At 56.2% G+C, this 13670-nt stretch carries 14 protein-coding genes and 1 pseudogene; 4 read left to right on the top strand and 11 right to left on the bottom strand.

Features of this window, described 5'->3' with window-relative positions; translation table 11 throughout:
- Positions 1–76: 76 nt before the first annotated feature.
- Complete coding sequence (locus CKW32_RS09925; RefSeq protein WP_095184769.1) at positions 77–619, top strand: cytochrome b; 543 nt, start codon at positions 77–79, stop codon at positions 617–619.
- Positions 620–719: 100 nt separating this feature from the next.
- On the opposite strand, the gene CKW32_RS09920 is transcribed toward CKW32_RS09925, so the two are convergent.
- From CKW32_RS09920 to CKW32_RS09890, 7 genes are all read right to left on the bottom strand, one after another.
- On the bottom strand, positions 720–1442 hold the full coding sequence (locus CKW32_RS09920; RefSeq protein WP_095184768.1) for a hypothetical protein: 723 nt from the start codon (positions 1440–1442) through the stop codon (positions 720–722).
- Positions 1443–1542: 100 nt separating this feature from the next.
- On the bottom strand, positions 1543–2061 hold the full coding sequence (locus CKW32_RS09915) for a cysteine hydrolase family protein (RefSeq protein WP_095184767.1): 519 nt from the start codon (positions 2059–2061) through the stop codon (positions 1543–1545).
- A gap of 470 nt (positions 2062–2531) precedes the next feature.
- Complete coding sequence (locus CKW32_RS09910) at positions 2532–3242, bottom strand: SDR family NAD(P)-dependent oxidoreductase (protein WP_095184766.1); 711 nt, start codon at positions 3240–3242, stop codon at positions 2532–2534.
- Between the two features lie 36 nt (positions 3243–3278).
- A complete protein-coding gene (gene folE, locus CKW32_RS09905; RefSeq protein ID WP_032887313.1) occupies positions 3279–3839 on the bottom strand; it encodes a GTP cyclohydrolase I FolE in 561 nt (186 codons plus the stop codon).
- 159 nt (positions 3840–3998) lie between these two features.
- Positions 3999–4463: a thiol-disulfide oxidoreductase DCC family protein gene (locus tag CKW32_RS09900; RefSeq protein ID WP_095184765.1), complete on the bottom strand. Its 465-nt coding sequence runs from the start codon at positions 4461–4463 to the stop codon at positions 3999–4001.
- A gap of 243 nt (positions 4464–4706) precedes the next feature.
- Entirely contained in the window at positions 4707–4838 is a 132-nt protein-coding gene (locus CKW32_RS09895) for a DUF2256 domain-containing protein (RefSeq protein ID WP_081797726.1), read from the bottom strand.
- Between the two features lie 108 nt (positions 4839–4946).
- On the bottom strand, positions 4947–5762 hold the full coding sequence (locus tag CKW32_RS09890; protein ID WP_095184764.1) for a DUF1206 domain-containing protein: 816 nt from the start codon (positions 5760–5762) through the stop codon (positions 4947–4949).
- 935 nt (positions 5763–6697) lie between these two features.
- Here CKW32_RS09890 and CKW32_RS09880 point away from each other — a divergent pair.
- On the top strand, positions 6698–7192 hold the full coding sequence (locus tag CKW32_RS09880) for a DUF4019 domain-containing protein (protein ID WP_095184763.1): 495 nt from the start codon (positions 6698–6700) through the stop codon (positions 7190–7192).
- 92 nt (positions 7193–7284) lie between these two features.
- Here the strand turns inward: CKW32_RS09880 and CKW32_RS28820 are convergent, their stop codons facing one another.
- Both CKW32_RS28820 and CKW32_RS28815 read right to left on the bottom strand, forming a co-directional pair.
- Complete coding sequence (locus CKW32_RS28820; RefSeq protein WP_371853998.1) at positions 7285–8010, bottom strand: methyl-accepting chemotaxis protein; 726 nt, start codon at positions 8008–8010, stop codon at positions 7285–7287.
- A gap of 132 nt (positions 8011–8142) precedes the next feature.
- Positions 8143–8898 (bottom strand): annotated as a pseudogene (locus CKW32_RS28815) (MCP four helix bundle domain-containing protein); the annotation flags it as partial.
- A gap of 146 nt (positions 8899–9044) precedes the next feature.
- On the opposite strand from CKW32_RS28815, the gene CKW32_RS09870 reads away from it, so the two are divergent.
- Together CKW32_RS09870 and CKW32_RS09865 are read left to right on the top strand one after the other, a co-directional pair.
- Complete coding sequence (locus tag CKW32_RS09870; RefSeq protein WP_095184761.1) at positions 9045–10253, top strand: multidrug effflux MFS transporter; 1209 nt, start codon at positions 9045–9047, stop codon at positions 10251–10253.
- Between the two features lie 119 nt (positions 10254–10372).
- The gene (locus CKW32_RS09865; RefSeq protein ID WP_032885742.1) at positions 10373–11230 is read left to right on the top strand and encodes an SDR family oxidoreductase; all 858 of its coding nucleotides are present in this window, start codon (positions 10373–10375) and stop codon (positions 11228–11230) included.
- A gap of 225 nt (positions 11231–11455) precedes the next feature.
- Here CKW32_RS09865 and xerC read toward each other — a convergent pair whose 3' ends face one another.
- Together xerC and CKW32_RS09855 are read right to left on the bottom strand one after the other, a co-directional pair.
- Complete coding sequence (gene xerC, locus CKW32_RS09860) at positions 11456–12370, bottom strand: tyrosine recombinase XerC (RefSeq protein ID WP_095184760.1); 915 nt, start codon at positions 12368–12370, stop codon at positions 11456–11458.
- Positions 12371–12478: 108 nt separating this feature from the next.
- The gene (locus CKW32_RS09855; protein WP_095184759.1) at positions 12479–13291 is read right to left on the bottom strand and encodes a M949_RS01915 family surface polysaccharide biosynthesis protein; all 813 of its coding nucleotides are present in this window, start codon (positions 13289–13291) and stop codon (positions 12479–12481) included.
- Positions 13292–13670: the final 379 nt, after the last annotated feature.

Genomic DNA, 13670 nt, shown 5'->3' with positions numbered 1-13670 from the left:
GGCATTCGATTAGGTGACACGTCGGATCGTGGCCGGGCGAATGACTTGCCCGCGTTAATTATTCAAGAGGCGCATCATGACCCCAGACTCAACTGACCATCGTTACGGAAAACTGTCGATCACCTTGCACTGGTTGATGCTGGGACTGTTTGTCGGCGTGTATGCCTGTATCGAAATCAAAGGGCTTTTGCCACGGGGTAATCCGTGGAAAGCGATGTTCCTTGGGTTGCATGGAGTCTTCGGATTGAGCATTTTTGCTCTGGTCTGGATACGCCTGCTGGGTCGCCTGACTCCTCGTCCACCGATAACGCCAAACTTACCAGCGTGGCAGACTGGGATATCGCACCTGATGCATCTGGCCCTGTATGGCCTGATGATCGCTACGCCCGTGCTTGCCTGGTTAATGTTGTCTGCAGCAGGTAAACCGATGCCTTACTTCGGGTTCTTTTTACCCGCGCTGGTCCAGCCCGATCCAGACTTGGCCAGGCAGTTCAAACATTGGCATGAGCTGCTCGGTAGCAGCGGCTATTGGCTGATCGGTTTGCATGCGGCTGCAGGGCTGTTTCATCACTACTGGGTGCGGGACAACACCCTGACGCGGATGCTACCGAAACGTTAGTGTTCTGGGGCTTGAGCGCTTATCGACTTAAAGGTTGCCGCACTACTCAATAAAGGGTTGAGTCAGTCTTTAATTTCCGTCGTGGGCGCTGAGGTCCGTTTCAGGGATTGGCTTGCACAGCGGCATGAACCAGCGCGTTCGTCTTGCCAAAGAGCGCGTTGCCATTCTGTGATGGGTTCACTTGACGATAGTTGCCATAAACGATGCGCACGCCCTTAAGTAGGGTGATCGCTGATACAGCGATTACGCGGCGGTGCTCACCATTGTCGGCGAGTATTTCACTTCCCAGAATGAAATAGATGGCTTCGTCGTCCGCCTTTAGAACCTGGGTGCCCATCATCCTGAAGTCCGCTCCGGTTACTAAGCTATTGAGTCGAATCTGGGCGTCAGCATTCGTGCGCGAGAAGAGGGTTGGATCTTTAGACATTGCACTTCCAAGTGTGCGGACAAACTCCTTACGGCTCACGCCCTCCATGGGCCGCAGTTGACCATCACGGTCCAGGATGACGCCCAACACCACCCAGTCGGATGAGCTCACTAACTCGGACGGTGCGTTTTTTCTCCACTCTGCCACCTCTTCGCACCTCAAAAACAACGCCAAAGTGCGGCTCGACGGCCCAGTGGCCTTGGCTGTCAGTTCAACGAACTTTTGCTCTCCGGGCGTTTCGCCAATCTTGCAGTAGCCTTGAGGCGAAGGCAGCTCAATCGATCTGCCGCCCACTGTGTATTGCTCAGAGTGGGCATCAGTCGCTGCAGTGAGCGCGATTGCGATGCTCGCGAATCGCACGAATAAAAGAAGGCGAACGTTTAGGCGAATGGTCACTTGTTTCTATCCCTGATTGTGGCCTCCGATGAATGTAGCAGAGCGTGACAAGAAGAAATCATTCTCCCAAGTCACGCACATTCCCGTTATTGAGGCTCTGCTAGAAGCGCCACTCTTCGGCCCGAACCAGCCGGCAGAACGGCCCATCTAGGGTTGCATTGTGATGAGCAACGATGTCCTTAGCGCTCATCACTGGCGTGTCTGAACAGGTATGACCTTCGGCAACGAGTACCGCATCGAAGCCAAGATCACGAGCAGCACGGCAGGTGCTGTCGACGCAGTATTGAGTTTTCATGCCGGTGATGACCACACCAGTAACTCCGCGAGACCGCAAATTGTCTGCCAGCTCGGTCATTTCAAAGGCGTTGGGCCGCCGCTTTTCGAATACCACCTCTGTACCCACCAGGTTGAGTTCCTGCGCAAGCATCGTCAACGGACTGTCGGGGCCGATGGGCGATCCAGCGGGCCCGACGTGGCGCGCGAGAAAAATCGGAGCACCAGCGCTGCGGGCGTTGTCCATCAGGCTATTCACTGTTTCCAATAACGCTTCGCAGCGCCATGGTTTTTCCGGGCCGTGAACAAGCCCGACTTGGATATCGAGTATCAATAGGGCGTACATGGGTGCATCTCCTTGCGTTTGAACCAGCGACACAAGGGCATAAAAAAAGGCCCTGTCCATCGCTGGCGGGCCTTTGAAGTTCGTAGGCTATTGGCTCACGACACCTCGCACGCTCCGCATACAGCGGTCGTGGTGGTGGTAGTCGAGGTGAGGCAATAGTGAGTCATGGATCGACACTAACAATCTCGCGGCGAGCTGACAAGCCAGGATCCCAGGCTGAGTGCGTTTGGCCAACTAGACAGTGCAAGTCTGCGGCCATCTGATGCCTGACGTGCCATGGTCGTTACCCACAGGCCGACAACCACGTGCAGGAAGCACGGTTCAGTTCAAAGCCGGAAATTGGAGCTAAAGAGGAGGGCAGTCATTTGCCATTAAAGGAACGCGAAATTGCAGCAGCTGCTCTGATTCGCATACGTCCATGTGCGCGGCCCTGTCGGTCGGCCCCTGGAGATTCAAGGTTCACTTCCTGTCTACCAAGGAAGGCGTTCTCCGTTATAGGCAAAGAAATTACCGCTGTCAGCAGGCCCTAAGCGGTCAATCAGAGATAACAGCTCATGCGCAGCAATGTTTGCCGGCCTGGCTTCAGAGGCACCTCGAAAGGGGTGTGACAGGCCTGAAATAACCGTGCCGGGATGAAGACTTAACAAGCGCGTCTGAGGCCGGGTTCGTGCCAGCTCGATGGCGGCCGTTTTAATCATCATGTTCAGTGCCGCCTTGGAAGCGCGATAGGCGTACCAGCCGCCCAAACGGTTATCACCGATGCTACCCACCTTGGCAGAGAGCATCGCCATCGCGCCTCGTGGGTCAAGCAAGGGCAAAAAGTGACGCAAAACCAGCGCAGGCCCGATGGTGTTGACCTGGAATATCGCCTGGAGCGTATCCGCTTCAATAGCGGAGTAGCTCTTTTCAGGTTTAATTTCGTCGCGATGGAGCAAACCGGCAGCATGCAAAATTAATTGGTAGGGGGCTTCTTGAGCTAATTCGGAGGCCGCGCTGGCAATACTGTCGGCCTCTTCCAGATCGAGGCATGGAACACTGTTACGCCCCAGCTCACGCACATACGCGCAACTTGGATCCTGATTGAGCAACTCACAAAAAGCCGAGCCGATCGCTCCACTGGCACCTATCACGAGGGCACGATAGCCCTCACCAAGCGAGTTCATCTTGAAGGGACTGTTCATCTAGGCGCTCCCGCGGTCTGGTTCGCTTTGTTGGTGTTAACCCATTCGTCCAATCAGCTGCAGAAACTCCTGACGCGACGCGGACGACTCGCGAAAGGCTCCCAGCATCACCGAAGATGTCATCACCGAGTTTTGCTTCTCCACGCCTCGCATCATCATGCACATGTGCTTAGCCTCAATGACCACTGCCACGCCGGCCGCATCGGTGATGTGCTGAATGGCGTCAGCAATTTGTTTTGTGAGGTTTTCCTGGATCTGTAAGCGGCGGGCGAACATATCGACCACTCGGGCTACCTTCGACAGGCCCAATACCCTTCCAGTAGGGATGTATGCCACATGAGCCTTGCCGATGAAGGGCAGCATGTGATGCTCACACAATGAATACAGTTCGATGTCGCGCACGATGACCATTTCATCGTTTTGCGATTCGAACAATGCGCCATTGATCACTTCTTCCAGGCTCATTGTGTAGCCATTGCACAGGTACTGCATTGCTTTGGCTGCGCGCTTGGGGGTGTCCAGCAGTCCTTCACGCTCAGGGTTCTCGCCTACGCCGACGAGAATTTCACGGTAGTGTTCGGCTAATGATGGGCTCATCTTGATTCCTCGCAGCCATGCTGCGGTTTAAGTGTCGGCAATCCATGGCGGTAGGAACGTATCTGCTGCGCACGATCTGACGCAGATGGCACGGGGTTCGACAGATCAGATCAGCCATGCCCCACCTTCTTCGTCGGGACCATGACAACGCAAAGCGTTCTAGGTCTGCTTTTTTTTCAAAATGGCCTGCTTGTCTGATGCGGGTTTTGACGCCGGCACCGCGCACTGCTGATCGACACAGCGGCGGCCACCCTCTGGATGAGGCAACCACGCCAAATGGGGGCGTAAACGGCAGAAAAGGCGATAACCGAATTCAAACAGCGGGCGCAATGCACGCCACGTCAGTGGCGTGGCCCAAAAACCTAAGCCAGCCGCTCGCCAACTCCACAGAGTCGCATCCAGGCCGGTAACCCAGCGGCCATCAGCGAAACGAGCGTGCAGTGAGGACTGCATGTGCGCGAACGTCAACCCAAGTGCCTTGGCATCGAATGCACCGCTGCTGATGTCCACAAAAAGCAGTCGGTCCGTTACGGCGCGTCCTCGCAGGAACTTGATTTCTCGCGCACACAGAGGGCATTCACCGTCAAAATACAGCGTCAACGGCCACTTCATTTTCTTGTACATCGTAATTGACCTTGTATAGGTTTATACAAGATAGGCTGAAAGAAACGGGCTGACAATGGGCACTGTGTTGTAGCTGCGTGATGGGCACGCCCAGTGTTGTGAAGGGATCGTCCGCCCCTTCGACATCAAGCTTCCAGAGGGAGGGCCACAGCTAAGTGTCGTTGCGCAGAAGGGAGGAGGGGGCAGGCGTAAATTGTTTCATGTAGCTTGAGTACAAGAGGGCCTGTGACGGTCCTTTTTTGGTCAACGTTTGCTGCGCCGGCAACGCTCCGAGCAATAACGGACTTCGTCCCAGCAGCGCGCCCATTTCTTCCTCCAAGTGAAGGGAAGACCACAGATCACGCAGGTTTTTACGGGAAGCTCACTCTTTTTCACGGATATTACTACCGGCTGGTGCGATCAATAGATTTCGTGGATAACCCGCCAAGATCGTGGCCCTGGTGCAAGTAAGGCTCCCCATGGCCGTGAGACTTCCGTTTCTCATCAATCCTTGCTCGGTACTCCCGGCACATCCATGTTGATCTTGCGCCAATAGGCTTCAGAGAAGCTGTAAACCGAGAAGGCAATTAGCCCCAAGGCCATCACCATCAAAATCAACCAACCAGCAGGTAGATTTTGGAGTGCATCCAGCGATTCCTTCATACCAGGTGGATCCATGGCTTGATAAGTGGAACCACTGATGGCCAGTAACAACGCAATTTCTAAAAACACGACTCCACGGGCGATTAGTCCGAATCGTGATACCGGTCGGACGTATCGCATGACGTCTTCATCGGCCTCAAAATATCTCTCGAATGACGCTTTCCATCCCTTGATGATGTGAGCAATACCAACCCCAAGCGGAACGAGTGCGATCAGGTATACCAACACATTCGAGTGATCCCAGGATAAGAGATGCGCTAACCAGTCTTTGGTTTGCCCTCCAGAATCGCCCGAGCTTTTAATACCGCTAATGAGTAGGCCCAACGCAAAAAACGCTAGAGCGCCGTTGAACATACCTCCCGCGAACAGACCAGCTCGAATCACCAACCCTTTGAATTTCTTGCCATGATGATCGACATCGCGTGTAGCTTGCAGGATGCGCCACGCCGCAAATGCGAGGAGGCCAGCCACCACAAGGCCAACTAGAAAATAGCCAAAGGGTTGGCTTAGCAGTGCTTCCAGGCTTTTGTGGCTGTCCTTCGGTTTCGTCGAATCTTGTGCTGCCAGCAGTGCGAAGATACCGATGATCAAATAAAGCAATCCCCGAGCGGCGTAGCCTCCCCGAGCGAGTATTACCAGGCTATGTTGCGCCGACATTCGATGTATTCCTGAGATCTGATACAAGAGCAGACCCCTATCGCTGGGTGGGGTTCTATTACCAAGTCGAAGGGTGAAGTGATTTAAAAATCCCCAACGCCGGCCGCAGTCGAGATTGCCTCGCCCAAGCGGGTCTTTTGGGCCTACAGTTTTGAGAGGCACTCGCTGTAAGGAATATATACGTCCGGCATTTGCTGTTGACTTCCGGCAATGTGCATCCCTCAACGAAAGCTGGGGCAAGGGATGGGAAGGGTGCTTCGATCGGTTTTCCTTCACGCCATTGGCGGCAGCGTCCATCGGCCAGGCTACCTTGTTGCGCATGTCCGGGATTCTTCGTAATCGCATGGCCGTTGCCCCATTGATATAAGAGCCCAAGCGTCAGTTGCAGAATTAAAAGGAACCGAGCACTTACGGCGCTTTGATCAACTGTTGGCCGACAGCCCTGACTTTCTGGTTCCTTGTGCGTGTGCCCAGTTCAGAACGCCGAATACTCTGGTGAGTTTAGAAGGCGCCCGAGGTGTGTGGTTTCGACGTAGCAAGCCCCAGAAGCTTTGCTCAGGATTCTAGCTACGTGCCAACCAGGCAAAATATCGTTGGCAGTACCAGACGCTGACAAATGGACGGCTGGAAGCGGTGACAGCCTGCAGCTTGGCGATCGCATCGGCATTTTTTGGAAATTGACTGATGCCTGATGGACGCCATTCAACAATTGGGAAAGGGACAGTAGACGTTGAGGGATATATGGCCGATGAGCATCTCTACGTAATATCCTGTTTAACATAATATACATTATGCGTAACCATATGTTTCTGGATGCCAGCCGTAGGCCTGCAGAATTCACACACCACCCCAGCATTTTCCGCCTAGCTGATGGCAACCCCCTTAAGCGTCATCTTTACTCGTTCCAACGGATGTCAGTGCCTTGGAGGTTTTGCATGAAGTCGCTTGCAGTCATGGTGTTCATACTCACGATGCTCGGTGGCTGCGACGTCAGCTTCAACAACAACACGCCTAACGTCACTGTCACTGCAACCGATCCTGGAACGCCGCAACAGCAACAGCGTGTTTTCGATACAGCTGTGGGATTTTTGGGGTTACTTGATGCGGGCACAGCCGAAATGACTTGGCCCGCAGTCAGTCCCGTGCTGCAAGCCAAAACCTCTAAGTTGATGTGGGCCAGTAGCCTCAAAGGCCTGCGACTGGGGCTGGGTTCATTCCAGAAGCGAGAACCTATTGCGATTGGTTTTATCGATCAGCTACCTGACGCGCCTGCCGGAAATTATGCGGTGATCGAGTTTGCCTGGATGTTTTCCACGACCTCTGTTCAAGAGAAAGTGATCATGCGCGACGACGACAAGCACTGGGGAATCGTCGGGTATTTCGTCCATAAGAGCATTGTTTTCGGTGACGGTATTAAGAAATCCCCCTAGCCCGGCCCTGCCCCAATTATTCGATAATGATATAACTCAACTAAATATCTATTTAGTTGAGTTATATATGAGTCATTCCTACGCTACCCCTGTTAGAGCTGAAAACGGTCCACAGATTGCGACAGTTTGCCTGCTAGATCGGCCAGTTCATCCGTAGTTGAGGCAGTTTGCCCGATCACGCGGCTGTTGTTTTCCGACATGCCAGCGATCATCTCCACCTGATGGGAGATTTCATTGCTGGCCAGGCTTTGTTCCCCGATGGTGCGCGAAATGTCGTTCACCAACTCCGTAGTGTTCAACGTGGCCTGCAGAATCTCGCGGATTGCCCGTTCTACTTCTGCGGTCACCGCCATGCCTTTATCCACTTGAGTGACGCCCTCCTCCATGCTGGTCACCGCCTCCCGAGTATTTTGCTGGATGCGTCCGACCATGCTGGCAATTTCCTGGGTCGAAGCGCTGGTGCGACCCGCCAGGCTGCGCACTTCATCGGCGACCACCGCAAATCCCCTGCCTTGTTCTCCCGCGCGGGCAGCCTCAATCGCGGCGTTGAGGGCCAATAAGTTGGTCTGGTCGGCGATGCCTTTGATGACTTGGATAATGCTGAAAATCGCCTCGGACTCCTTGTCCAGCGTACGGATCACCTGAGCCGATTGCTGGGCTGAACGGGCAATACCGTCCATGTCCTTGACCACTTGGTGAATGACGCGACCGCCGTCCTTGGCCAAGGCTTCAGCCTGATTGGCCATGTCCAGGGCGCGGCCGGCGTGCCGGGTGATTTCTTCGATGCTCGCCGTCATTTCACTCGCAGCAGCGGCCATGGTGCTGGCGGCCGCGCTTTGCTGCTGGCTGCTGCCGGCGACTTCATGGCAGCCGTGGCTCAGTTGCTCGCTCATGCCATTGACGCCATGAGCGTTGCTGCGCACCACTTCGATCATGCCGCGCAAGTCGCGCTGCATGGTGGCAAGGCTGAGAATCAGCGCGCCTGCTTCATCATTGCGCTTAGGTTCGACAATCGGCTCGCTCAAGTTGCCCCTGGCGATACTCGCCGCAATGCGGCTGGCGGTCTGCAGCGGCCCCATGATGCTCAGGATGACCCAGCGGCCCTGAGCCAACAGCAGCAATACGCTGGCAATCAACACCGTGCCCAGGGTGAAGTTCGCATTACTGATTGCGTGCTGAGTGCTTGCGCCGGTCTGCTGGGTATTGGTTTCGATCAGCTCACTCAGCGCCGCCATTTGGTCTTCCAGACGGCTGAACGCAGTGTTGAAACTCTCCAGTTCTGCGCGAGCGGCTTCGGGATTTTCCAACGCCAGCGCGACGATACGTTCGCCGGCGCTTATATAGGTATCGAGGCTGGGTTTGATTTTTTCCAGACTGGCTTTAAGGCTGTCATCCAGGGGCAACTTGAGGTTGTCCCCCAGCACCTCCCGGAAGTGCTCTGAATGTTCCTTGATCGAACTCGTCACCTCGGCCTTGGTACTGGCGCTTTTCCCCAGGCCCACCAACATGGCCGACAACACGTCGGCGCGCAGGGCGTCGTGCATCATGTCGGCTTCCATGTGGTTGCGCAGTACCGTCATGGCGACCTCGTTGGCCTGCACAGCCTCGCCCATCCGCGTGTTGCCCAGGTAACTGGCCAGGCTCATGACCAGGGCGGTAAGCAACCCGGTCGCTATCAACAGCATCAAGCGTAGTTTGATCGTCATGCGGGTATCCCCATACCTTGGCCGCGGGTTGGGAACCCAACCTCTATTAACGTTATCGGCAGCAGTCACTGGTTAGTGAAGCCTAAGTTTGCGGATCTGCGAGGATCCCTTAAGCTGGCCATCCTTTGCTCCGCCCGGAAATGCCCATGTCTCGAAGTATTGCCCACTTGGCCCTGCTCCTGGGGTTGATCACGGCCGTTGGCCCGTTCGCCATCGACATTTATCTGCCTGCGCTGCCAACCCTTGGCGCGAGCCTGCACGCCTCGCCGGCCGCCGTACAGATGAGCCTGACCGTGTTCTTTGTGATCGTGGGGGTATGCCAGCTGTTCTACGGCCCCATCAGCGATGTATTCGGACGCAAACCGCCGATTTATGCCGGGCTGCTGATTTTTGCCATCGGCAGTATCGGCTGCGCCCTGGCGCCGACCATTGAAGTGCTGATTGGCTTTCGTGCCCTGCAAGCATTTGGTGCGTGCGCCGGCATGGTGATCCCTCGGGCTATCGTTCGCGATCTGTACACCGGCCATGAAGCCGCGCGGCTGATGTCATTGCTGATGCTGGTGATGAGTGTCTCGCCAATTCTTGCCCCGCTGGCTGGCAGTGTGGTGATTGCGCTCTGGAGTTGGCGCGAAGTGTTCGCCGTGCTGGCGGTGGTGGCCGTGTTGTGCCTGGTGATGACGGCCGTGCAATTGCCCGAAACCCACCCGCCCGAGCGTCGTATGGGTAAAACCCTGGGCACTGCATTCAGCAGTTATGGGGCTCTGCTGCGCGATCCTGTGTTTATCGGATTGTCGGTGGTCTGCGGCTTTGGGTTGGCAACGTTCTTTGTTTTTATTGGTAGCGCGCCCTTTGTGTACATCGAGTATTTCGGCCTGACACCCACGCAATTCAGCCTGTGTTTTGCCCTGAATGCGGCGTCATTTTTCGCTATGAGCCAGCTGACGGCGCGACTGAGCGCACGCTTCGGTCTGGTGCCGTTGATACTTTGGTCAGTTACGGCGGTGGCTGCAGTGATGCTCCTGCTGGCGGTCACCTCGCTGTGGGTTGATAGCCTGGTCCTGATGATGACGTTGCTGTTTATCGGCTTCGGCTTCCTTGGCTTGCTGTTGCCTGCCTCGGGGGTGTTGGCCCTGGAGGACCATGGCGCGGTGGCGGGTTCTGCATCCGCTTTGCTTGGCGCGATTCAGATGATCACAGGGGCAGTGTCCATGACCCTTGTTGGAGTCTTTGCCGACCACACCCCGGCGCCAATGATCATCGGTATTGCGATGTGTGCCGTTGCGGCGATGCTCACGGTGATCTGGACATTGCGCCGTTTGCCCGCCCACTTGGCGAGTGCCCCGCCCTCCTCCTGAGGGGTAACAACAGGGCTCGGCGTTAACCACTCGTCGGCCCTGGGCAGGATCCAGCACAACTATCGCCGGCCAAGGAATTACTAACTCCATAGCACCCTTAGGAACCTATGGAGATTGAGATGACTGACTACCCACGCCCGCCTTTCGCCCCTCAAGCCCAATCGGTCCCAGGCTCCCAGAGAAAAATGGACCCGTATCCCGATTGTGGCGAGCAAAGCTATAAAGGCTCTGGTCGGCTGGCCAACAAAATCGCGCTGATCACGGGGGCCGACAGCGGCATCGGTCGCGCGGTTGCCATTGCGTTTGCCCGTGAAGGTGCAGACGTTGCCATCGCCTACCTGGACGAGCACGAAGACGCCAAGGAAACCGCACGTTGGGTGGAAGAAGCCGGTCGCCAATGCCTGTTACTGCCCGGCGACCTTGCGCAGAAAGCCCAGTGCCAGGCACTGGTCGACAGCACCGTCGAACAGTTCGGTCGCATCGATGTGCTGGTCAATAACGCTGCGTTCCAGATGACCCACGAAACCCTCGAAGAGATCGAGGACGAGGAATGGGTGAAGACCTTCGATATCAACATCACGGCGATGTTTCGCATCTGCAAGGCCGCCCTGCCCCATATGAAGGCTGGGAGTTCGATCATCAACACCAGTTCGGTCAACTCTGACATGCCCAAACCGACCCTGCTGGCCTACGCCGCCACCAAGGGCGCGATTGCCAACTTCACCGGCGGTTTGGCGCAGTTGCTGGGCAGCAAGGGCATTCGCGTCAACAGTGTGGCCCCCGGACCGATCTGGACGCCGCTGATCGTGGCGACCATGACCGATGAAGACGTCAAGAGTTTCGGCAGCGAAACACCACTGGGCCGACCTGGCCAGCCGGTGGAAGTGGCGCCGATTTATGTGCTGCTCGCCTCGGATGAAGCCAGCTACATCTCCGGTTCACGCTATGCGGTTACCGGGGGGAAACCCATCCTCTAGCCTTGAAGGCGCTCGAAGGCTGAACATCCTCCCTGTGGCGAGCGCCTTGATGAACTGAGCGCCTGTGGTGACCTCTCTTTTCGCGGTGACCGGGCTTTTTGTGGTGATCAGGCTTTTGTGATCATCAGGCTTTTGTGGTGAGCGGGCTTGCCCCGCGCTGGGCTGCGAAGCAGACCCAATAACCTTGGGGGCTGCTATGCAAGCCGGCGCGGGGCAGCCCGCGAACTACAGGTCGAATCGATCTACGGCTCGGCGGCGTTCGTTGTCGTCACGCACGTCATAGCTGGCGGTGGTCTGGATGTTGGTGTGATGCGCCAGCTTCTGCGCGATCGATAGGTCATGCTCCTCGATCACCCGCGTGATAAACGAGCGACGGAAGTCATGGGGCATGATCTTCACCCCAACCTGTTCCCCTCGCTGCCGGGCAATGTAGTAAATCGCGTGTTTAGTAATGCGTTCCCGGGTGATATGGCTACCCCGGCGGATGCGATTGAACAGGAAGCTGTCGTCCTGCTCGCCCTCTTTTAACTGCTCGCGCCGAAACGCCAACCAGGCCTGCAACTTGGCAAATGCCCATTGCGGCGCGTACTTGATCAACTCTTTGTTGCCTTTGCCAATGACCCGCAAGCTGCGCTCCTCAACGTTGATCTGCGCGAGATCCAGGTTGACCGACTCCGACTTGCGCATGCCCGAGCCGTAGAGGATGCCGATGACCGCTGCATCACGCAGGCCTTGTGGCCTGGGGTCGGCGGCACAGACTTCCATCATTTCGCGGATCAGCGTGCGCCGCAGGTTACGGCCCTGGCCAAGACGCGTACCGGGCGCTGGCTTGACCGTGCGCATTCTCAACAAGTGTTCCTGACTGATCAGGCTCAGGCGCCACGCTTCATTCATCACCCCGCGCACCGCATTTACATATAACGATGAGGTGTTGGGCGCGTAGCCGTCTTCGCGCAGGGCGGCTACCAGGGCGATGACGTGTTCGGGTTGCAGCAGGTGCCAGTCGATGTCTTCAAGGTTGATATCCTCGAAGCCCAGGCGGTCGGCGGCGTCCTGCAGCACGTAGCGCATGGTGAGTTGGCTGGAGGGGGCCAGGCGGGTGAGGTAGAGGGTCAGCGGGTTGCGGATATGCTCAGTCAAAATAGATCAGCCTTTGGATTAAATACCTCGAACAAGCCATTGTTAAATCAAGGTATTTAGTGAATTGGCGAGGGCCGAGTCTAGCGCAGCACAGGCCCTCTTACCAAATCATGGGGCGGTTTCTTCGTCCTCCGTGGGTTCCTGGGGCTGGGTCTGGGCCTGGCTCCATTCGGCGTCCTGCTTTTGCATCAGTGCGAACCAATGCTGACGCATGAACGTGAGATACGCCTCGGGCGCATTGGCGAAATCCTTCTCATCGCCATAGCAGCCGGGTAACGGCAATTCGGTGCCCTGCTCCTTGTACTGGCTGACGAGCGCCTGTTGCCCGGCGGTGCTGCAATCCTTGGGCAGCGGCATCCCGCGCAACGCCCCGGCCTCTTCATCCCACCAGGCGGCGCCGTAGCGGTCGACACCGCGCAAACGGTACTTCTGCGACTTGCCCACATGCATGATCAGCTTGAACTCATTGGGGCTGACGTCGCTGGTGCAGGTGCGCGAATAGCCCACAGTGGCCTGGGTGATGCCATCGCCAGACAGGTCGGTGACCTTGGTCGCGGCTTGGTCAAAACGCAACGCCGCGTCAAATTCGCAATGCTGCACATCGTCGTAGAGCATCCACACGCGCTTGGGGCGGTTACCGTCGATCAGGTACTGAGCGGCATACACAAAGGACGACTGGGTGCCGTCGTCATCCCGCTCGCTGACTTGTTCAGCCAGCACCAGCAGATTCTTGCCCTGGCGGTCGTCCCAGGTGTAAGCGGCGATCTGCTTGCCACGTACTTCCACGCCATCCGGCACCTGATCGAGGCTGGTCAGCGCCACGCTTTCATCGGCGCGAACGGTCGTGACACACGCCACGCTCATCAACAACCCCATCAATACTGGCCGCAACTGGCCGCGTAAAAGCTGCACGCTATTCATCCGATTACCCTGCCAAGAGACGCGTTACTTTACCGGCACTTGAGAGGCATTGCAGAGAAGATTCTTCAATCGTGGTCGAAGCCTGTTTGTGTTCGCCCACGCTGTAGTAAATGCGTTGCTTGCCGTTCCTGTTTCACCGCGATCCAGCCCCCCCCCTTAGCGCCCTCATGTTTAGCTGAACCCTGGCTGTCTGGCTGTCAAATAAACGAATTTTCGACTTCCACTTCATACCTTTCCTACATTTTTGAGCTTAATCTTAAATACGGAAGCTCAAGGCGATATTCACATTTTTGAACTAACCTCTTGATTAGAATTCGATTTTTAGCGGTTCCTAACCGCTGCACGGCGTTTGTATCCAATGATTGCGGGCGTTTTAACG

Origin of the sequence: Pseudomonas sp. Irchel 3H9 (assembly GCF_900187495.1) — a bacterium.
Classification (GTDB): Bacteria; Pseudomonadota; Gammaproteobacteria; order Pseudomonadales; family Pseudomonadaceae; genus Aquipseudomonas; species Aquipseudomonas sivasensis.
This window is presented reverse-complemented; position numbering and strand designations above follow the sequence as displayed.